Origin of the sequence: Devosia sp. (assembly GCF_017307495.1) — a bacterium.
Taxonomy (GTDB): Bacteria; Pseudomonadota; Alphaproteobacteria; order Rhizobiales; family Devosiaceae; genus Devosia_A.
This window is the reverse complement of sequence record NZ_JAFKHE010000028.1, coordinates 1-20,039: the sequence shown is the minus strand read 5'-3', so window position 1 is coordinate 20,039 and position 20,039 is coordinate 1. Positions and strand designations below refer to the sequence as shown.

16 protein-coding genes are annotated in these 20,039 nt (G+C 68.7%); 9 read left to right on the top strand and 7 right to left on the bottom strand.

Annotated features, from left to right (window positions below; genetic code table 11):
• The first annotated feature begins 27 nt into the window (after window positions 1-27).
• The 9 genes from sppA to J0I99_RS17485 all read left to right on the top strand — a co-directional run bounded on the left by sppA (window position 28) and on the right by J0I99_RS17485 (window position 7,296).
• Window positions 28-975, top strand: coding sequence for a signal peptide peptidase SppA (gene sppA / locus J0I99_RS17525; RefSeq protein WP_291398808.1), 948 nt, complete (start codon window positions 28-30; stop codon window positions 973-975).
• A 34-nt stretch (window positions 976-1,009) separates the two neighbouring features.
• Window positions 1,010-1,294, top strand: a complete 285-nt coding sequence (locus tag J0I99_RS17520; RefSeq protein ID WP_291390127.1) for an integration host factor subunit beta — start codon at window positions 1,010-1,012, stop codon at window positions 1,292-1,294.
• Window positions 1,295-1,309: 15 nt separating this feature from the next.
• Window positions 1,310-1,663 (top strand): lipopolysaccharide assembly protein LapA domain-containing protein, encoded by a 354-nt coding sequence (locus J0I99_RS17515; RefSeq protein WP_291390128.1) that lies wholly within the window; start codon window positions 1,310-1,312, stop codon window positions 1,661-1,663.
• Between the two features lie 13 nt (window positions 1,664-1,676).
• Window positions 1,677-2,327: a phosphoribosylanthranilate isomerase gene (locus J0I99_RS17510; protein ID WP_291390129.1), complete on the top strand. Its 651-nt coding sequence runs from the start codon at window positions 1,677-1,679 to the stop codon at window positions 2,325-2,327.
• Window positions 2,328-2,340: 13 nt separating this feature from the next.
• On the top strand, window positions 2,341-3,561 hold the full coding sequence (gene trpB / locus J0I99_RS17505) for a tryptophan synthase subunit beta (protein WP_291398807.1): 1,221 nt from the start codon (window positions 2,341-2,343) through the stop codon (window positions 3,559-3,561).
• Entirely contained in the window at window positions 3,562-4,389 is an 828-nt protein-coding gene (gene trpA, locus J0I99_RS17500) for a tryptophan synthase subunit alpha (protein ID WP_291398806.1), read from the top strand.
• A 217-nt stretch (window positions 4,390-4,606) separates the two neighbouring features.
• The gene (locus J0I99_RS17495; protein WP_291390474.1) at window positions 4,607-4,828 is read left to right on the top strand and encodes a type II toxin-antitoxin system HicB family antitoxin; all 222 of its coding nucleotides are present in this window, start codon (window positions 4,607-4,609) and stop codon (window positions 4,826-4,828) included.
• 140 nt (window positions 4,829-4,968) lie between these two features.
• The gene (gene accD, locus J0I99_RS17490) at window positions 4,969-5,928 is read left to right on the top strand and encodes an acetyl-CoA carboxylase, carboxyltransferase subunit beta (RefSeq protein WP_291390475.1); all 960 of its coding nucleotides are present in this window, start codon (window positions 4,969-4,971) and stop codon (window positions 5,926-5,928) included.
• Window positions 5,929-5,973: 45 nt separating this feature from the next.
• Window positions 5,974-7,296, top strand: coding sequence for a folylpolyglutamate synthase/dihydrofolate synthase family protein (locus J0I99_RS17485; protein WP_291398805.1), 1,323 nt, complete (start codon window positions 5,974-5,976; stop codon window positions 7,294-7,296).
• A 186-nt stretch (window positions 7,297-7,482) separates the two neighbouring features.
• Here J0I99_RS17485 and trxA (J0I99_RS17480) read toward each other — a convergent pair whose 3' ends face one another.
• The 7 genes from trxA (J0I99_RS17480) to ahcY all read right to left on the bottom strand — a co-directional run bounded on the left by trxA (J0I99_RS17480) (window position 7,483) and on the right by ahcY (window position 19,767).
• Entirely contained in the window at window positions 7,483-7,818 is a 336-nt protein-coding gene (trxA, locus tag J0I99_RS17480; protein ID WP_291398804.1) for a thioredoxin, read from the bottom strand.
• Between the two features lie 194 nt (window positions 7,819-8,012).
• Complete coding sequence (gene trxA / locus J0I99_RS17475) at window positions 8,013-8,336, bottom strand: thioredoxin (protein WP_291390478.1); 324 nt, start codon at window positions 8,334-8,336, stop codon at window positions 8,013-8,015.
• An 80-nt stretch (window positions 8,337-8,416) separates the two neighbouring features.
• The gene (addA, locus tag J0I99_RS17470; RefSeq protein WP_291398803.1) at window positions 8,417-11,839 is read right to left on the bottom strand and encodes a double-strand break repair helicase AddA; all 3,423 of its coding nucleotides are present in this window, start codon (window positions 11,837-11,839) and stop codon (window positions 8,417-8,419) included.
• 10 nt (window positions 11,840-11,849) lie between these two features.
• Complete coding sequence (locus J0I99_RS17465; RefSeq protein ID WP_291398802.1) at window positions 11,850-14,804, bottom strand: PD-(D/E)XK nuclease family protein; 2,955 nt, start codon at window positions 14,802-14,804, stop codon at window positions 11,850-11,852.
• 156 nt (window positions 14,805-14,960) lie between these two features.
• Complete coding sequence (tsaE, locus tag J0I99_RS17460) at window positions 14,961-15,401, bottom strand: tRNA (adenosine(37)-N6)-threonylcarbamoyltransferase complex ATPase subunit type 1 TsaE (protein WP_291398801.1); 441 nt, start codon at window positions 15,399-15,401, stop codon at window positions 14,961-14,963.
• A gap of 39 nt (window positions 15,402-15,440) precedes the next feature.
• Window positions 15,441-17,861: a PAS domain-containing sensor histidine kinase gene (locus J0I99_RS17455; RefSeq protein WP_291398800.1), complete on the bottom strand. Its 2,421-nt coding sequence runs from the start codon at window positions 17,859-17,861 to the stop codon at window positions 15,441-15,443.
• 505 nt (window positions 17,862-18,366) lie between these two features.
• Window positions 18,367-19,767 carry an adenosylhomocysteinase gene (gene ahcY / locus J0I99_RS17450; RefSeq protein ID WP_291398799.1) on the bottom strand — a complete coding sequence of 467 codons (1,401 nt, stop codon included), beginning with the start codon at window positions 19,765-19,767 and terminating at the stop codon, window positions 18,367-18,369.
• Window positions 19,768-20,039: the final 272 nt, after the last annotated feature.

Sequence of the window (20,039 nt, the reverse complement as noted above, 5' to 3'; positions counted from 1 at the left end):
GTCCACGTGTTCGGCTCGAGGCCTCCCATGACCGATACTCCCGGCGATCCCGCCCACCTGGTTCCCGCCAACCGCGTGCTCAGGCGCTCGCGACGGACCTGGCGGGTCCTGTTCTTCGTGGCGCTCGCGGTTGCGGTCATCGCCATCGCCGGCCGCTTCGCCCTCGAGGGGGGTGCGCCCGGCGACCGCATCGCAAGGGTGACCATTGCCGGGACCATCACCACCGACCGCGAGCGGCTGAAGGTGCTGACCGATCTTGCCGACAACGCCGCGGTCAAGGCGGTGATCGTGTCGATCAACTCGCCCGGCGGCACCACCGCCGGCGGCGAGGAGCTCTACGAGGCGCTGAGCACCCTGCGCAAGACCAAGCCGGTGGTCGCGACCATCGACGAGCTCGGGGCCTCGGCCGCCTACATGACCGCCATCGCGGCCGACCGCATCTTCGCGCGCCGCCTGTCGATCGTCGGCTCGATCGGCGTGCTCTACCAGCATGTCGATGCCGGCAAGCTGCTGTCTACCATCGGCATCGCCCTGGACAAGGTGTCAACCGGACCGCTCAAGGCCGAGCCCGACCTCAACGAGCCCATGCAGGGTGAGGTGCGCGCCTCGCTGCAGGCACTGGTCAACGATTCGTTCGTGTGGTTCGTCGACATCGTTTCGGAGCGTCGCGGGCTGTCGCGGCCCGAGACGCTGGCTCTCGCCGACGGCCGCATCATCACTGGGCGGAAAGGCATCGAGACGCGGCTGATTGACGCCATTGGCGGCGAGGCCGAGGCCGTTGCCTGGCTCGAGTCTGACAAGCAGGTGCCGGCCGACCTGCCGGTCGTGGACTACTTCCCGCGGCCCGAGGCCGGCTGGGGCGGGATCACCCGCTGGCTGGGCCGGAGCGCGGCCGAGGTGGTCCGTTCCGGCGTAGGCGAGGCGATGTCGCTTGACGGGCTGGTCTCGCTTTGGCACGCTCAGCAGCCGATGTGACATTCATTGTCCGTAGGAAGCGCCGGGGGGCGGTATGATCAAGTCCGAACTCGTGCAGCGACTGTCCGAAGAAAATCCGCATCTGTTCCAGCGGGATATCGAGAACATCGTCAACGCCATCCTCGATGAGGTCGGCGACGCGATGGCGCGGGGTGACCGGGTCGAGTTGCGCGGTTTCGGCGCCTTCTCGGTCAAGAACCGTCCGGCCCGCGTCGGGCGCAACCCCCGGACCGGCGAGACCGTGGACGTGGGCGAGAAGTACGTGCCGCAGTTCAAGGCCGGCAAGGAAATCCGAGAACGGATCAATCGCGCCGAATGATGTCTGGCAGTTCCCATGATTAGGCGGGTCGTCGGTTGGTTCGTGCTGGTGCCGCTGTGCGCGGCGCTGATCGTGTTCGCGCTCGCCAACCGGCAACTGGTCGTCGTCAATTTCAATCCGTTCGCCCCGGTGGAAGCGCTGACCGCGCCCGGCGTCGGCGTGCCGCTGTTCCTGGTGTTGTTCGCGGTGCTCCTCGTCGGCGTCGTGCTCGGCGGCGTCGCGGCCTGGTTCGCCCAGGGCTCGCACCGCCGCGACGAACGCCATTTCCGGCGCGAGACCGAACGGCTGCATCGCGAGCTCGAGCTCGCTCGCCGCTCGCCCGAACCGCACTCGGCGCTCGGCGCTGAAGATTTCGCCCATACCAGCTGACCCAAGACCTCCCATGCCGGACCCTCTCGTCGTCAAGATCTGTGGCATCAAGACGCCTGCACTGCTCGACGCGGCCATAGACGCCGGCGCCGACATCGTCGGCTTCATGCATTTCGAGCGCAGTCCGCGGCATGTCGGGCTGGAGACGTTGCAGGAGCTGATCTCGAAGGCCCGGGGGCGGGTCGAAACCTGCGTCGTCCTCGTCAATCCGGACAACTCGACGGTGATGGAAGTCGCGGCCCTGTCGCCGGACTGGATCCAGCTGCACGGACCGGAAACCCCGCATCGCGTCGAGGCCATCCGCGACGAGGCCGGCATCGCCATTCTCAAGGCGCTTTCCATCGGCACCGCCGAGGACGTGGCGCGGGTCGCCGACTTCGTCGAGGCGGCCGACCGGATCCTGCTCGACGCCAAGCCGCCCAAGGGTGCGGACCGGCCCGGAGGGCTGGGCGTGTCGTTTGACTGGGGCCTGCTCAAGGCGCTTGACCCCAGCGTGCCGTTCATGCTTTCCGGTGGCCTTACTCCCGCGACGGTGGGCGAGGCGATCAGGGCCGTTCGGCCAATGGGCGTCGATGTCTCATCCGGCGTCGAGACCGCGCCCGGCGTCAAGGACGCGGCACTGATCAGGGCCTTCATCGACAGTGCGCGCGCCGCGCACCCATAGGAGCTAGCGACAAGTGACTGCGATCCGGGCCAACTCCCTTCGCAACGGCCCCGACGAGCAGGGTCGTTTCGGTATCTATGGCGGCCGCTTCGTTGCCGAGACGCTGATGCCGCTGATCCTCGACCTCGAGAAGGCCTATCGTGCCGCCCAGGTCGATCCCGCCTTCCAGGCCCAGGTCAAGGATCTCGGCGAGCACTATACCGGCCGGCCCTCGCCGCTCTATTTCGCCGAGCGCCTTACCGCGCAACTTGGCGGCGCCAGGGTGTACTTCAAGCGCGAGGAACTGAACCACACCGGCTCGCACAAGCTCAACAACTGCATCGGCCAGATCCTGCTGGCCCAGCGCATGGGCAAGACCCGCATCATCGCCGAGACCGGCGCTGGCCAGCATGGCGTCGCCACCGCCACGGTCTGCGCCCGCTTCGGCCTGCCCTGCACCATCTTCATGGGCGCCACCGACGTGAAGCGGCAGTGGCCGAACGTGCTGCGCATGAAGATGCTCGGCGCCGAGGTCCGCCCGGTCACCTCCGGCGCCGGCACGCTCAAGGACGCCATGAACGAGGCGCTGCGCGACTGGGTGACGAATGTCGAGACGACCTACTACCTGATCGGCACCGCCGCCGGCCCGCACCCCTATCCCGAGATGGTGCGCAACTTCCAGTCGGTGATCGGCGAGGAGATCAAGGCCCAGTTCTTCGAGGCCGAGGGCAAGCTGCCCGATGCCGTCGTGGCCTGCGTGGGCGGCGGCTCGAACGCCATCGGCACCTTCCATGCCTTCCTCGACGATCCGTCGGTTCGCCTCTATGGCGCCGAAGCCGGCGGGCACGGCATCGACGTCGAGAACGGCCACGCCGCCTCGATGACCGGCGGCCGCCCCGGCGTGCTGCACGGCAATCGCACCTACCTGCTGCAGGACGCCGACGGCCAGATCCTCGAGGGCCACTCCATTTCGGCCGGCCTCGACTATCCCGGCGTGGGTCCCGAGCACTCGTACCTTCACGACACCAAGCGCGTCACCTACGTGCCGATCACCGACAACGAGGCGCTCGAGGCCTTCCAGCTCTGCACCAAGCTTGAGGGCATCATCCCGGCGCTGGAGAGCGCCCACGGCCTCGCCGAAGTGATCAAGCTGGCGCCGACCATGAAGAAGGACGAGACCATCGTCCTCTGCCTCTCGGGCCGCGGCGACAAGGATGTCGAGAGCGTCGGCCGTTACCTGGGATTGATCGAGTAGATGACCACCCGCATTCCCGCCCGCTTTGCCAAATGTGTCGCCGAGGGCCGTCCGGCGCTCGCCACCTACACCATGGCGGGCGATCCCGACCCCGCCACCGGCCAGGCCATCCTCGATGCGCTGCCGGCTGCCGGCGCCGATATCATTGAACTCGGCATGCCGTTCTCCGACCCGATGGCCGATGGCCCCGGCGTCCAGGCCGCCGGCCAGCGCGCGCTGGCGGCGGGCCAGAACATGAAGAAGACCCTGGCCATGGTCGAGGCCTTCCGCCGCAAGGACGACGAGACCCCCATCGTGCTGATGGGCTACTACAACCCCATCTACATCTTCGGCGTCGACGCCTTCCTCGCCGCCGCCAAGGCCGCGGGCGTCGACGGCCTGATCGTCGTCGACCTGCCGCCCGAGGAAGACGAGGAGCTTTGCATCCCGGCGCTGAAGGCCGGCCTCAACTTCATCCGCCTCGCCACGCCGACCACCGACGACGCGCGCCTGCCGGCCGTGCTGAACAACACCTCGGGCTTCGTCTACTACGTCTCGATGACCGGCATCACCGGCGCGACCATCAAGGCGAACGCCGGAGTGGGCGCCGCCGTCCAGCGGATCAAGAGCCATACCGACCTGCCCGTGGTCGTCGGCTTCGGCATCAAGACGGCCGACGATGCTGCCACGTTCGGTCGCGAATCCGACGGCGTCGCCGTCGGCACGGCGATCTGCAACGCGGTGCTCGGCTCGCTCGACAACGGCAAGGCCACCGCTGGCACGGTCGCGGCAGTGACCACCATGGTCGCGGGCCTCGCGAGCGGCGTGAAGCGGGCCAAGGCGGCCTGAGGAAGGCGAAGTGGCGGAGGAAGGCGAAATCAATCGCAATAGACAGCGCCTACTGCGGAAGACCGAGTTCAGGGGCACCGACCACAATCAGTGGGCGCTGCAATGCGAGCGCGATGGGTGTGGTCATGTTTACGGCGCGAACGGCTCAGATTTTCACCATAGACGATGCCCTAAGTGCGACGGTGGTGCTCAAGGTATCTAGGACGAAGTACTCGGGATGACCCAGCTCACTTACCCCGTGATCGTCTCGCCCCTGTCTGCGGCGGATGGCGGCGGGTTTGCTGCGACAGTGCCCGATCTGCCGGGCTGCATGAGCGACGGTGAGACGCCGGAGGAGGCGATCGCAAACGTGCAGGACGCCATCGAGATGTGGCTCGAGGCCGCACGAGACGCGGGCCGCGAAATTCCGCCGCCGTCCGGTGTGGCGGCTATCGCCTGAGCCACCAAATCCGGTTACCAAGGCCAGCCCCGTGGCTTAACCACGGGGAGCGATGCTGATAATATTCGCCACAATCACCATATAGGCCCGCATCCGGTGCCCCAACGCACCGGCAAAGCGGCAGCTGCACAGGCTAGGCAATGAACTGGATCAACAACGTCGTCCGTCCCCGCATCCGCTCCTTCTTGAAGCCGAAGGACACCGGATCGGAGAACCTCTGGGTCAAGGACCCCGAGTCGGGCGAGATGGTGTTCTACCGCGACCTCGAGGCCAACATGTGGGTGGTGCCCAATTCCGGCTACCACATGAAGATCAAGGCTTCCGACCGGCTCGCGACCTTCCTCGACGACAGCAGGTACGACACCGTGCCGCTGCCGCAGGTGGCCACCGATCCGCTGAAGTTCCGGGACAGCAAGCGCTATGTCGATCGCCTCAAGGAGCAGCGCCTGAAGACCGGCGCCGAGGACGCCGTCACGGTCGCGACCGGCGAGCTGTTCGGCCAGGCCGTCACCGTCGCCGTGCAGGATTTCGATTTCATGGGCGGCTCGCTCGGCATGGCTGCCGGCTCGGCCATCGTCACCGGCCTCGAGACCGCCGCGCACCGGAAGACGCCCTTCATCCTCTTCGTGTCCTCGGGCGGCGCCCGCATGCAGGAGGGCGTGCTCTCCCTGATGCAGATGCCGCGCACTACCGTCGGCGTGCTGCGCCTGCGCGAGGCCGGACTGCCCTTCATCGTGGTGTTCACCAACCCCACGACCGGCGGCGTCACCGCGTCCTATGCCATGCTGGGCGACGTGCACCTGGCCGAGCCGGGCGCGCTGATCGGCTTTGCCGGCCCGCGCGTCATCGAGCAGACCATTCGCGAGAAGCTGCCAAAGGGCTTCCAGCGTTCGGAATACCTGTACGAGCACGGCATGGTCGACATGGTCGTCCACCGCCACAACCTGCGCGAGACCATCGGTTCCATCGTCGGGCTCCTGACCAAGGCGCCGCAGCGCGAGGAACTGAGCGAAAGCGCCCCGGCCCGCCTCGCGACCCCGGTGGCGGCCGGTGCCGGCGACGACCTCGTCGGCGTGCCGGAGGCCGCGCACGCCGAGTAACGGCACGCCCTTCATCGAGCGATATCGGGGTGCTAGAAGCGCGCCATGCTGCTGTTCGAGAATCTGGTTCCCGTGTCCCGCACCGACGCCATCCTGAAGCGCCTCCTCGCGCTGCATCCAAAGCTTATCGACCTGAGCCTCGATCGCATCGAGCGGCTGCTGGGCAAGATCGGCCATCCGGAGGACCACCTGCCGCCGGTGATCCACGTGGCCGGCACCAACGGCAAGGGCTCGACCATCGCGTATCTGCGCGCCTTCCTCGAGGCCTCGGGCAAGAAGGTGCATGTGATGACCTCGCCGCACCTCGTACGCTTCAACGAGCGCATTCGCCTCGCCGGCAAGCTGGTGTCGTCGCGCAAGCTCAACCAGGCTCTGCTGTTCTGTGAAGAGGCGAACGGCGGCGATCCGATCACCTTCTTCGAGATCACCACGGCCGCGGCATTCAAGCTGTTTGCCGAGGTGAAGGCGGATTACCTGCTGCTCGAGACCGGCATGGGCGGCACCTATGACGCTTCGAACGTCGTCAAGCACCCGCTGGGCGTCGTCATCACGCCCGTCGACTACGACCACCAGGCCTTCCTCGGCAACACGGTGGGCGAGATCGCGGTGAGCAAGGCCGGCATCCTCAAGCGCGGCGCCAGGGCCGTGTTCGGCCGCCAGCGCGCCGAGGGCCGCGACGTGCTGGTGCGCCGGGCGGCCAGGCTCGGCATCACCCCGCTGGTGATGGGCGAGGACTTCGACGGCCGCCCCGAGGATGGCCGGCTGGTCTACCACGACGAGCAAGGGCTGCTCGACCTGCCGCCGCCGGCGCTGATCGGGCCGCACCAGTTCGACAACGCCGCGCTCGCCATTGCCGCGACCCGCCATTTCGGCCTGCCGGTGAGCGAGGCGCAGATTGCCGAGGGCCTGCGTTCGGTCCAATGGCCGGCCCGTCTCGCGCCCGTGCATGGCACGCTGCTGCAGATGCTGCCCGAGGGTTCCGAACTCTGGCTCGACGGCGGCCACAACGCCCACGGCGCCGCCGCCCTGGCCCTGGCGCTGAGACAGATGGACGACAATCGCCACCTGCCCATGGTGCTGATCATGGGCCTGATGAACACGCGCAAGCCCGCCGATTTCCTCGCCCCCTTCGCCGGCATGCCCGAGAAGGTCTTCGCCCTCACCATCCCGGGCGAGCCGAACGCGCATCCCGCCGCCGCCATCGCTGCCGAGGCGCGAGCAGCCGGGTTCGATGCGGTGGAATCGGCGTCGATCCTCAACGCGCTCGCCGCCGCAGCGGCGCTCGGCCACCCGATGCGCGTGGTCTTTGCCGGCTCGCTCTACCTCGCCGGCCACGTGCTGCACCAGAACGGCACGCCGCCGACCTGACTGGGGGACGGTGTGCCTCCCTCCCCCTTGAGGGGAGGGATCGAGGGAGGGGGTGGCCAGGTGATCACCGATGGACCCCCACCCCCAACCCCTCCCCTCAGGGCGGGAGGGGAGCGGCAGGCTCAGCGGCCCTGTCGCTCGCGCTGCCGGCCGACATTGAGCACGGGCCGCGTGTCGCGCCGCAAATCAGGCCGCGAACTGGTCCAGCCACTTGATCAGCTGCACACGCGACTGGCCGGCCCCGACCTTGTAGTCAACCGGCTCGCCATCCTTGAACACGATGAGCGTCGGCATGGCGCGGACATTGTATTTGACGGTGGTGCCCGGGTTGTTGTCGACGTCAAGCTTGACGATCTTCACCCTGCCGGCAAGCTCCTCGCCAAGCTGGTCGAGGATGGGGTCCATCGCCTTGCACGGCGCGCACCATTCGGCCCAGAAGTCCACCAGCACGGGTTCCTTGGCGCCGAGCACTTCGGCATCGAAATTCTGGTCGTTCACGCGCTGGCCCAACCGAGCCTCCATCGTTGATTGCCGATGGAAGCTAGCGGGAGTCGCAGCGGAAGGAAAGGAATGGGTTTTCACGCTTTGGTGGGCGGAACGACATTCCCACTGTCGCCGGAACGGCCTCCGTGAGGGGCCTGCGCGGCCCCCCAGGCAAAAACGCCGCCGGCTGGGCCAGCGGCGTTGATCGAAGTCTCAGGCGAGTGCCCGCGCCCTCAGGCGGCGTGGCTCTCCAGCCACTTGGCGAGGCCCGCCTTGGGGGTACCGGCGCCGATCTTCATGTCGGCGGCTTCGCCGCCCTTGAACAGGATCATCGTCGGGATCGACCGCACACCGTACTTGACGGTGGTGTTCGGGTTCTCATCGACGTTCAGCTTGACGATCTTCACCTTGCCCTGGAGCTCGCTCGACAGCTCTTCGAGGACCGGAGAAATGGCGCGACACGGGCCGCACCACTCGGCCCAGAAGTCGACGAGTACGGGCTCTTTCGAGGACAGGACTTCCTCGCCAAAATTGGCGTCGGAAACGTGGGTTGTCATAAGAATTTGCCTTTTGGGTTGAAAGCGGCGGTCTGTTTGATCCAAAAGCTAGGTAGAGTCCAGCATCCGTTCAATGAATGTCACTGCACGGTGAAGCCCCGGGCCGCTTCCGCCAAAACAGCCGGTGACAATTTTACCAGCGATTCCAAGCTAGTCCAGAGAATAGCGGCGCTGACCGCATGGCGGGGGAAAAGCTGGCTTGCAGCGAGCGCATAGAGCGCCAGCTGCCTCTGGTAAGCGCCTGGAATGCCATCGGGTTCCATCGCCGGGCTGGCATCGGACTTGAAATCGACGAGCAGGATTTCGTCCGCGCTTTCCACCAGACGGTCGATGCGGCCGGCAATGGTCACCGTTTGGCTGTTGCGCAGTGCCGTGGCGAGGAACGGCACTTCGGCCCGGCTGTTGGGTCCGAACAGATGTGCGAGGTCCGGCCGCGACAGGATCGAGATCGCCTTTCCCGCCAGCCCTTCGTGCTGCGACGGCGCTTCCGGCAGCAGCAGGGGCAGGGCCCGCGCGGCGACTGTCGCGCGCTGCTCGGGAGGCGTCCGCGACAGGTGTTGCAGCAGCGCATGCAGCGCCGTGCCCGCGAGCCGCGCCGTCTCCGGATCGAGGCTCTGCTCGAGGCGCGTCTGCAGGGCCCGCTCGGGGTCGGCCGGGGCGTCGACCGATGACGGACGGATGACCTGCCGGGCCCGGTGCGGCGGCAAGGGGGGCAGCACCAGCGGCGGCGCCATGTCGAGCGACAGCTGTGCCGCCGCGGCGGCCGGGGCTGCCACCTGCCGCTCGCGTGGATAGATCAGCGCCGTCGGCTTGCCCTCGGCATCGAGCACCGGCTCGCTCAGCGGGCTCAGGCCCTGTTCGATCGCCTCGTACCAGCTGCCCTCGACCTTCCCCATCTTGGTGAGGTAGCCCGTGACATACAGTTCGTCCTCGGCCCGCGTCATGGCGACATAGAGCTTGCGCCAGTACTCGGCCTGCTGGTCGCCGTCGGCTTCGTCCTTGAACGCGCGCGTCTCGTCCACATGCGTCGCGGCGGACGAGGCGTGGATGAAGAGCGGCGGGTTGGCCCGCAGGTAGATGCTGCGCCGGTCGCGCCCGCGCTCGGTGGTTGCCGCGTCGGCGAGGATGACGATCGGGGCTTCGAGGCCCTTGGCCCCATGCACCGTCATCACCCGTACGCCCGCGCCGCCCTCGGCCAGTTCGCGCTTGATGATCACCTCGCGCGAGCGCAGCTCGGCGAGGAAGCCGAGCAGCGAAGGCTGTGGCGCCTGCTCGTGCTCGAGCGCAAGGTCGAGGAACTCCGCCATCACGTCGTCGATCTCGCTGCCGAAGCGCGAGCGCATGCGCCTGAGGCCGCCGCCGGCATAGAGCACGTCGGCGTAGAAGTTGAACGGCCGCTCGAAATCGAGCCGGTTGCGCCAGCTCTCGAGCTGCTCGAATGCCGCCTGTACCGACGGGATGGTCGAGCCTTTCATCGCCCAGTAGAGCCGCTCGTTTTCGCCGCGCGGCTGCGCCAGCTCCAGCAGGTCCTCCTCGCTGACGTCGAACAGCGGCGAGCGCAGCAGGGCCGCCAGCTGCAGGTCGTCGGCCGGATTACTCAACACGTCGCCCAGCGCCATCATGTCGAGCACGCCGATATGCGTGGTGACCGCCAGCCGGTCGGCGCCCGGCGTCGGGATGCGCTCGCGGATCAGGGCCCGGATGATCTCGTGGAACAGCACGCTGCGCACCTGCACGAGGATCAGCACGTCGTCGGCGCGCACCGGCCGGCCGCGCGGGCCGAGCGGGCGCTTCAGATCGATCCAGCCTCGGATTTCCCGGGCGATGCGCTCGGCCACCTTGCGCTGCGCGCTCTGCGTCTGGATCAGCGGCGGCTCGGTCGGCCAGTTGTCGGGGTCGGTTGGCTCCGCCTCGTCCTGGATCGGCCGCCACAATGTCACCACGCCGCCGCCCTCGGATCGTGCCGTATCATGAACGACACCTGTCTCCTCGAGCGCGCCGGCGCGCAGGTCGGGCCGCTTGAACACCTCGTCCACCGCGTTCAGCACATTGGGCAGCGTGCGAAAGCTGTGGCGCAGCGGCACGTGGGTGATCTCGAAATCGGCGGCCTTGGCGCTGAACGCATATTGCCGGCCGGCATCGACGAACACGGCCGGATCGGCGCCCTGGAACGAGAAGATCGACTGCTTCTGGTCGCCCACCGCGAACAGGGTGCGCGGCCGGTCGGCGGCGCTGTCGCCGAAAAAGAAGTCGTCGATCAATGCTCCCACCACCTGCCACTGCAGCGGGTTGGTGTCCTGCCCCTCGTCGACGAGGATGTGGCTGAGGCCGGCATCGAGCTTGTAGCGCACCCACAGGCCCTGCGCCTCGTTGCGCAGCAGCGCCGCCAGCTTTTCGATCAGGTCGTCGAAATCGAGCAGCGAGCGGGCGCGCTTGGCCTTCTCGTAATGCGCCGAGATGGCGGCGACCACGTCGAGCATGGCTTCGCTGCGGGCGATCAGCTCGGCCTTGACCAGCTTGCCGTAGAGGCGCTCGACGCGTTCGCCCTCCGCCGCGAGACGATCTGCGATCTCGGGGATCAGCGCTGCCGTAGCCCTCTTGAGCAGGGTCTTGCGCAGCGTGCGGTCGGCCTGGGTGAGGAAGGCATCGATCAGCGTATCGGGCTCGGGGCGCGCTGGATCAACCTCGGCGAGCCGATCGACGAAGCCGGTGCCCCCGGGGTCCGGCGCGACCAGCCGGAAGATCTCGGCGTGGTCGGCCCGGCTCAGCGTGTAGCCCGAGCTGAGCTCGTCGAGCACCTCGTCGATCGTCCCGGCATGGCCGACCAGTTGCCTGAGCTCGCGCTTGGCCCGCATCGGGTCGGCCAGCACGCGGCGCAGGTTGCGCTGCTGGTTCAGCGCCTCGAGGATCGCCTGCTCGATCGAGAAATCGCTCATCAGGCCGAACAGCGTCTCCACCGCCGCCGCCTCGCCGCTGCCGCGCAGGCCTTGCGCGATCACGGTTTCGCGCGCTTCGAGCAGCATCAGGTCGCGCTGGTGTTCCTCGAGCACGCTGAAATCGAACGGCACGCCCGCCTCGCGCGGGAAGCGATGCAGCACGCTCTCGCAGAAGGCGTGGATGGTCTGGATGCGCAGCCCGCCCGGCGCCTCGAGGGCGTGCGCGAACAGCGCGCGGGCGCGTCGCCGCATGTCGTCGGTCGGCGGCCTGCCGCTGAGCCCGGTGAGTTCGGCGGTGAGATCGTCCTCGCTCGCCAGCGCCCACGTCCCCAAGCGCTCGGCCACGCGGCCGCGCATCTCCGCCGCGGCCGCCTTGGTGTAGGTCAGGCAGAGGATTTCTTCCGGCTTGGCGCCACTGAGCAGCAGGCGCAGCACGCGGGCGGTCAGCACATAGGTCTTGCCCGAGCCGGCGTTCGCCGTCACCCAAACGCTGCGCTCGGGGTCCGAGGCATCGCGCTGGCGCAGCACGATCTGCTCCGGCATGGGCTTGAGGAGACGCCGGCTCATTGTTGGGTTCTCATGGATCGTCCACCCCCGCCGTCAGCGTCCATTCGTCGGTGCGCGCCAGGTGATCGTAGTCGCCAGGGAAGGATTTGCGTCCCGTCTCGGCCCGCGGCCGGATGCGCGCCGTCATCGGCAACCCGTCATGCAGCAGGAAGGCGTCGACATGGCGCTGCAGGCGACGCTCGATCTCGCCCACTGCATCCATCAGCTCCAGGCCCTTGGGCAGCCTGAACGGCATGACCTGGAAGGCCGCCGGCCCGAGGCCGATCTTGATGTAGGTCAGCGCCGAACTGTGGACCGGCCCCAGTTCGGCAAATACGCCGGCGCGCGCCATCGCCGCCTCGAGCAACAGCTGCGGCGCATCGAAGGCGCGCATGTCGCCGGGCGCCGGCACGCCGCCGGTCTTGAAGTCGATGATCTCGAGCGTGCCGTCGCGCTTCACGTCGAGCCGGTCGGCCTTGCCCACGAGGGTGAAATTGTCGAGCGTCGGGAACACCCACTCCCCCCTGAGCTCGGCGTGGCGCGCGGCGATGTGCGGGTCGCGCCTCCGCTCGTAGTCGAGGAACTGCCGCGCCGCGCGCTCGAAGCGCTTGAGCCAGATGTCGCGCCGCTCCTTGATCGCGTCGAGCCCCTCGAAGGCCTGCCGGGCAAATCCCATCATCGTGGGCAGCGCATCGGCCGCCTCGACATCCAGCCCGTCGCGGATGAAGCGCTCGAACACGCCGTGGATCATGGTGCCGCGCTCGCGCGCGCTTGGCTCGGTGCCGAGCGGTTCGAGCCGGTAGAGGCCGAGAACGCGCTTGGCATAGATGTCGTAGGGCGAGCGCATCAGCGGCTCGACCTCGGTGATCGACAGTTTGCGCGGGCGGAGGCTGGCCGGCGGGTTGGGCATTGGCCGCGGCGCCGGGCGCGGCACGCCGGCATGGTCGATCGCCTCGGCCTGGGCGAGCCACACCGCCCCACGTTCGCGCAGCGCTCTCGCCTCTGCCTCCCCGATGAACGCATCGATGCGCTGCAGGAGCGGCGAGGGCAGGGCGGGTGAGGTGCCGATGCGCTCGGCATAGGCGATCAGCACCTCGGCATTGCCGAACGCCATGGCGAAATCGTGCGCCGCCAGCCCCTGCTGCCGCTCCGGCGGCTCGAGCCCGATGCCGATGCGCATGCCGCGGCTGAGCCACGGGCCGGGATCGGCGACGGCCGGCCAGATGTCCTCGTTCATTCCGGCAAGGATCATCAGGTCCGGATTCTGCAGCCGCGCCTCGAGCTCGCCCCAGATGTGGATGTCGTCGCGCTGCGACACCGGCCCCTGCGCCTTGGCGCCGGCCAGCAGCGCCGCCAGCACCGCATCGAGGTCGTTGGGCGGAAACGGCGTGCCGGCCTGCTCGGTGGCCGCCAGGTCCTCGGCCCAGCGCCGGAACTCGACCATGCCGGGCGGCTCCGTGTCGGGAGCGAGCGCGCCCAGGGTCTGGCGCAGCGCCGCAGCCAGCTCGGGAGCGGTCAGCGAGGCCTGTGCCTGCAGCGCCGTAACCGGCTCCATCGCCGCGCCCACCTGCGTCAGCACCGCGCGCACGTCGTCCCGGTCGGCGAGGCCGTGCAACCCGGCCAGCCCCGGCAGGGGACGGATGCGGCGCAGCCTGAGATCCAGATGATCCGCCGCGCGGCGCACGTCGAGCCGGTCGAGCCCCAGCGACACCGCCGCGTTGCGCAGCAGCGCGATGATGTCGATCGCCGCATAGTCGCTCGCCGCGGCCGCCAGCACCTGCCGCGCCAGGCGGCCGGCGCCCGACTGGTAGAGCGGGGTTCCTGCCGCATCGTCGACCGCGATGCCGTGGCGCTTGAGCTCCACCGCGATGCGGCGGGCCAGGGTCTGGTCGCGCGCGATGATGCCGACGGTCTTGCCGTCCGCCAGCTTGGCGCGGGCCGCGAGCGCGATCGCCCGCGCCTCGACATCGGCGTTGCGCGCGGCGAGGATCGAGACCCCCGCCAGCGCATCGGCGACCGGCAACGCCGCCCGCCAGCCCGGCCAGTTCGGGGTCTCGCTGGCCGGGGCGAGGGCGGCACGGGCCAGCGTCGTTCGCGGATGCGCGCCCGCCAGCTCGACCACGTCGCCGATGCCGGCCTCGAGGCTGCGCAGCAGCTTCATCAGCCCGTATTGCGGGTGGCCCTGCGTTGTCCCGCCCGTGAGCATCCGTTCGTGCTGCTCCGGCGACAAGCCGGTGTCGAGCCCCGGCAGCACCAGCACGCCGCGCGGCAGTTCCGCGATCGCCTTGAGCAGCGCTGCCGTCGCCGGGATCGAGCCGGTGGAGCCGGCCGCGATCACCGGCCGGTCGCCGTAGATGTGCGCGGCGGCCCCGGCCTGCCGCAGCAGCCGCTCGTTGCGCGCCGCGGCGGCGTCGATCTTGCCCTGTTCGGCGAGGATCGCCGGCCAGGCCTTGAGCGCCACGTCGAGGAACCTCAGGATCTGCTGCCAGTTCTCCGCCAGGCTCTCGGGCACCAGGTCCTTCAGCTGGTCGGGCGAGACCCCCTCGATGGTGAAATCGTCCACCACCTCGCCCAGCGAGTCGGCGAGCCAGAAGATTTCTGCCGCGTTGGGGGGCGTGGCGAAGCTCCCGGCCTGCTCGGCGAACAGCCGCACCAGGTGTGACAGCGTCAGCCGCCGCTCGAGCGCCGAGGCCGCCGGCGCGATCGCCGGTGCATCGAAGGGCGGCAGGAACGGCTCCTCGTCCGCCACCTCGCCGCCGAAGGTGCGGATGTCGGGCAGCAGTGCCGTCCCGCCCGATTGGCGCGCGAATTCCGCCGCCAGCGCCAGCCGTGCGCGCCGCGTCGGCAGGATGATGGTGACGTCGCTGAGCCAGAACGCCCCCTCGCGCCGCCAGTCGCCCAACAGCGTGCCGTCGAGCACCCGCGCCGCGAGCGTCGAAAGGAAGGGCGCGTGGGGCGCGATGGAAAAGAGCGAGTCGCGGCGCATGCAGCGATTTGAGCGGGTAGGGCCGGGGAAGTCCAGCGGGCACTGCCCCTCACCCCGACCCTCTCCCCAGCGGGGAGAGGGGGCGATGTGGCACTGTCCGTGGTCTCGCGTCCCCTCTCCCCGCTGGGGAGAGGGCCAGGGTGAGGGGAAGTGCGGCTACACCGTCCGCCCATCGGCAAACGCCACCGTCGCCACCCGGCCCGCGCCGCCCGGCGGCACCGCCAGCGTCACCTGCACCGTCCCCTGCGCCACCACCTCGGCCGATCGCTCCGCCCACTCGACGAGCACGATCGCATCGGGCCGGTCGAACAGGCCCAGTTCGTCGACCTCGCGCGGATCGCCGAGGCGATAGAGATCGGCGTGCAGGATCGGGTGGCCGTTCGCCTCGTAGGGCTGCACCAGGGCAAAGCTCGGCGAGGGCACGTCGAGCCGCTCGTCCCCGACCAGCGTCCTGACGATGGCGCGCGCCAGTGCCGTCTTGCCGGCGCCGAGGTCGCCCTCGAGCAGTACCAGGTCGCCGGGCTCGAGCCGGACGGCGAGCCGGCGGCCCAGGGCGGCGGTCGCATCGTCGTCGGCAAGGGTGAGGGTCTGGCTCATGGCTTGGGCATAGCCGAGGCTGCCGTCGCGCGCAAAGCCCTACTCGGCCGCGCCCGCCAGCGCCACGTCGCTGGGCAGGCTGACGATCACCCGCGTGCCGCGCGGCTCGCGCCGCTCGATGCTGATCGTGCCGCCATGCATGTTGACGAAGGCACGCACGATGGCGAGGCCGAGGCCGGCGCCGCGCTGCCGCGCCGCGCCGGTCAGCGCGTCGTCGCGGTCGAGCAGCGCCTGCCGCATCTCTTCCGACATCGGGGCGCCCTCGTCCTCGACGACGAACTGGAGGCGCCCGGTGCGGCCCGAGACGGTGAGCTTCACCTCGCCGCCCGGCTCGGAGAAGCGGGCCGCGTTCGACAGCAGGTTGTAGAGCACGTTGACGATGCGCGTGCCGTCGGCGACGAACACCGGCAGGTCCGGCTCGATCACCACCTTGAGGTTGAGCGCCGGTTCGCCATCGACCTCGGGGAAGGTGGCGGTGAGCCCGGCGCGCGCCTTCTCGACCAGCGCCGCGACGTCCTGCTGCTCGGGCTGCAGCTCGGCAATGCCCGCATCCACCGTCGCGAGGTCGAGGATGTTGTCGATCAGCACGCCCAGCGTCGCGCTCGAGGCGCGGATGTAGTTGGTGTAGCTCGCCTGCTTGTCGTTGAGCTGACCGGCGACCCCCGAGGCCAGCAGGTCGGCAAAGCCGATGATGTTGGTGAGCGGCGAGCGCAACTCGTAGGAAACGTTCTGGACGAACGCGTCCTTCAGCCGGTCGGCCGTGATCAGAGCGTCGTTGCGCTCCTTGAGCACGCGCTGGTAGTTGGCGCTCTCGGTCACGTCGAGGAAGGTCATCATCGTCTGCCCGTCGGGCAGGCGCACCACGGCGTAGTCGATCAGCTTGCCGTCGGCGCGGGTGATGCGACCCTGCCGGTCCGAGCGCGTCGGATTGAGGTCGATGATCGAGCGCTTGAGGTCGCGCCAGATCGCTGCCCCGTCGTCGGGCAGGGCCTTGGCCGCCGCTTCGGCGATCTGGTCGATATGCGGATTGTCGGCGAACAGGTTGGTCGGCAGCTTCCACAGCGTCGACAGCTTGGGATTGGAGAGCGTCAGCCGCCCGTTGGTGCCGAACACGGCCACCGCTTCGCTCAGTGCGTTCAGCGTCGACCGCTGCACGTCCAGCACCGCCTGGTGCTGGCTCTTCAGGTTCAACTGGTCGGTGATGTCCTCGAACACATAGATCACCCCGCCCTTCGGGCCGGCCGGCGCCGCAATCACCTGCACGGTGCGGCCGTCGGGCAGGTGCCAGGGCTCGAGCTCGCGCGGCCCGCGCAACTGGTAGGAGCTGAGGTGCCGGGTGCGCCAGCCCTGGTAGTCGGGCTCGTTGGGGAGCTTGCCCTCGGTGCGCAGCTTGTCGAGGATGGCCCGCTCGTCGAGCCCCAGCCGCAGCCAGTTGGCATCGAGCTGCCACAGGTCGCGATAGGCGCGGTTGAACTGCACCAGCTCGCGATTGGCGTTGAAGATCGCGATCGGGCTGGCCAGCGCCTCGATGATGGTGCTCAGGTGATGCAGCCCGTTGTCCCTGGCGGCCGGGTCGGTCCGCGGGTGCAGATAGCCGGCGGAGCCGCCGTTGACCGCGAAGTCGACGACGTCGAACTCGCCCAGTTCGCCGAGCGTCACCGTCGTGGCCTGCGGCTTGCGGGCATCGCCGGGCACGGCCTGGTTGCGCTGCAGCAGGCCGGGGTCGATCAACTCGGCCGGCTGGCTCTCGCTGGTCTTGCGGCCCAGCGCCCGGGCCAGGTCGTGGTAGGGCGCATTGGCGAAGACGAGCCGTCCGGAGCCGTCGCGCAGGAACGCGGGCTTGCCCAGGCTGGCGAGCACCGTGCGCGCCATGGCCGTATCGGTCGGCGCCGGTTCGGCGGCAACCGCGGGGGCGGGCATGGTCGCCACGGTCTCACCGGCCGCCGGCGCGACGGCGGGCCGCAGTCGCAGCGCCGCGCCGTTGCCGAGCAGGGAGCCGACGGCGCGCACCGTGCGTCCGTCCCTCGCCGCGAGGTTCAGCTGGAAGCCGCGCCCGCCGACGCGCAGCGCCTCGATGGCGCGCGCCAGCCGGTCGGCATCGGCGTCCGGTAGCCAGGTGGCGAAATCGAGCACCGCCTCGGCCCGCCGGCCGGGCGGCAGCAACGCCGAAGCCTGGCCGAGGAAGCGCGGGCCTTCGCCCGGGTTGGCCCACAGCACGATGATCTCGCGTCCGCCGGCGAGCAGCGCCTCGTATTCGTCGACCCGGGCGCGCAGGCGCGAAATCTGCTCGGCGGCGCGCTGTCGGGCGGTGCGGCCGTCTCTGAGCATGCGGCGCACCAGCGCCACCGCTATCAGCGCGAAGGCGCCGGCGCCCAGCGCGATGGCGACGGGGGCGGCGCCCATGACGTTGCCGGAGCTGATGCCCTGGGCCAGGGCTGGCGACGCGCTCAGCAGGGTCACGAGGCTCGCAACCGTCCCCGCGAATCCCCAATCGTTCCGGACCCGATCCGGCGCCATAGACTGCCCCTAACCCGAAATTGCCGCTCTCGCCGCCGCAATGGCCGGCGATACACCGCACCTGAGCGCCTTCAGGAAAAGTTGCAGACTTTTCCGGTTCGAAGGCGTGACCACTCAAAACTGCCGCGCCGAGCCCCGTGATTCGCCGCGTGTCCGGCGGGACAAGAACCCGTAACCGCCGAATCACCCGACATTACCGGGCGGGGATTCGCGCAAAAAGAGTCAAATTGCATGTGAAGAGCGGGGATCGTGGCCAGATAGGGTGTTGACCGGAGTCCGAACAGTGAACGCTTCGTTAACGCCGCGGTGATTTGGGCGGGTTTTTTTGCGGGGGGTGGGGGGTGATCCCCTCACTCTCCGCCTGACCTTCTCCCGCAAGGGGAGAAGGCGGACGCTGGAAGTGCAACGGCAAGAAAGAAAGGGCGCCTCGTGGGCGCCCTTCGAAAACTCAGTAGCGGTACTGCTCGGACTTGAACGGCCCTTCGGCGCTGACGCCGATATAGTCGGCCTGGCCCTTGCTGAGCCTGGTGAGCTTGGCGCCCAGCTTGCTCAGGTGCAGTTCGGCGACTTTCTCGTCGAGATGCTTGGGCAGCACGTGCACGGCCTTGTCCAGCTTGTCGGCATTGGTCCACAGCTCGATCTGCGCCAGCGTCTGGTTGGCGAACGAGGCGCTCATCACGAAGCTCGGGTGGCCGGTGGCATTGCCGAGGTTGACCAGGCGCCCTTCGGACAGCAGCACGATGCGCCTGCCCGGCGCGAGCTCGACGATGTCGACCTGCGGCTTGACGTTGGTCCACTTGTAGTTGCGCAGTTCCGCAACCTGGATCTCGTTGTCGAAGTGGCCGATGTTGCAGACGATCGCCATGTCCTTGAGGTTGCGGATGTCGTCGAGGGTGACGACGTCCTTGTTCCCCGTGGCGGTGACGACGATGTCGGCGCGATGCGCCGCATCCTCGAGCGTCACCACCTCGTAGCCGTCCATTGCCGCCTGCAGCGCGCAGATCGGATCGACCTCGGTGACCAGCACGCGGGCGCCGGCGCCGCGCAGCGACTGGGCCGAGCCCTTGCCGACGTCGCCATAGCCGCACACGATCGCCACCTTGCCGGCCAGCATCACGTCGGTGCCGCGGCGGATGGCGTCGACCAGCGATTCACGCGTGCCGTACTTGTTGTCGAACTTCGACTTGGTGACGCTGTCGTTGACGTTGATCGCCGGGAAGGGCAGCTCGCCCTTCTGCTGCAGCTGGTAGAGCCGCATCACGCCCGTCGTCGTCTCTTCCGACACGCCGCGGATATTGGCGCGGATCTTCGAATAGAAGTGCGGTTCCCTGGCGAGGCGCTTCCTGATCGTGGCGAAGAAGATCTCCTCTTCCCCGCTGTGCGGGTTGTCGAGCACCGACACGTCGGTCTCGGCCTTGGCGCCAGTCAACACCAGCATGGTGGCGTCGCCGCCATCGTCGAGGATCATGTTGGGCGTGGTGCCGCCGGGCCAGTCCATCATCCGGTCGGTGTAGTCCCAGTATTCCTCGAGCGTTTCGCCCTTCCTGGCGAACACCGGGATGCCGGCGGCGGCGATCGCGGCGGCGGCATGGTCCTGGGTCGAGAAGATGTTGCAGCTGACCCAGCGCACATCCGCGCCGAGAGCCTTGAGCGTCTCGATCAGCACGGCGGTCTGGATGGTCATGTGCAGCGAGCCGGCGATGCGCGCGCCCTTCAGCGGCTGCCTGGCCGCATATTCCTCGCGGATCGCCATCAGCCCGGGCATCTCGATCTCGGCCATGCCGATTTCCTTGCGGCCATAGTCGGCAAGGCCGATATCGGCGACCACGTAGTCGTTGTTGCTGGCCATCGGCCCTGTCTCCTGTCGGTCGTGTTTGACCGGCTTATACTGAACCGCGCCAAGCCTAGCAACCGGGACATAAAGAAAGCTTTATATCCGGAATTCGCCACGACGACGCATCCGGCCGCCTTGCGGCTCCGGGTGATGGATGGGCGGGGTGACCGGCGCGGTTCAGGGCCACGCGGGTAGTCCGCAAATGAAACGGCCGTCGCCGCGCCGGTCTTATCGAGGTCTGGGTGAGACCGCTGCCGTGAGGGAGCGTGCGCGGCTGGTTCTCTCCA